This window comes from Chimaeribacter californicus, from assembly GCF_002858675.1.
GTDB classification, from domain to species: domain Bacteria; phylum Pseudomonadota; class Gammaproteobacteria; order Enterobacterales; family Enterobacteriaceae; genus Chimaeribacter; species Chimaeribacter californicus.
Window position 1 is genome coordinate 1 of record NZ_PJZF01000098.1, and the last position, 687, is coordinate 687.

General features: G+C 54.9%; 1 protein-coding gene. It reads right to left on the reverse strand.

Annotated elements, in window-relative coordinates:
- Nucleotides 1-143: 143 nt before the first annotated feature.
- On the reverse strand, nucleotides 144-687 hold a 544-nt coding region (locus CYR55_RS23070; protein WP_206604071.1), incomplete at its 5' end, for a hypothetical protein.

Here is a 687-nt window from a genome sequence, read left to right on the forward strand (position 1 = left end):
ATTACTGGCTACCAGCTGTGCCGCAGTCTCAAAAACGCGGGTTAACCCCGCGTTCTCCGCCTTCAGGTGATCAAGCGTGTACGTGAGGGCATTCAGGTGATCATTTACGGCCTGAAGGACGTAATTAAGATTGGCCATAGAGATTAAAAATTGCTCTCGCCGCGCTTCTGTACGGTTGCTACCCGCTTAACGCTTGATAAGCGTCTCACTTCAGCGGAAGTCGGGCGGTTGATGTAATAGATGTAGTTGAGGGCGTTGATCCGCACGTCCCAAAAGCAGATGCGGAAGCGCTCCCCATCATGCCACTCATGGCGAGGTGTCAGCTCTTCCAGGGAGTGCGCGTTATCTGACTCTTTCTCGCGGTGATGGGTGTACTCATCCGTGATGCGCCAAGATTTGCTAAACCCGTCTGACTGGTAGATATGCACCCGGCAGCGGTCTTCTGTGGACAGGAACCGGCGGAAATGCTCGTCAAACTCTTCCTGGGTAGGCCGCTCACTGAAGTGCACGTGATAGCTCTGATCGGCTTTGCTCTCATCAAAGGGAGAAACGCTGATGCGCCAGTTGTACCCTGGTTCCCAGTAGTGAGATGTGGATTTGAAGAGCCGCGCCGGCCGGCGCAGTAGCGCCATTGGGTTTGGCACGGCCAAGTCCTCAACATCAGGCATAAACTCGGCCTCTGGCTCC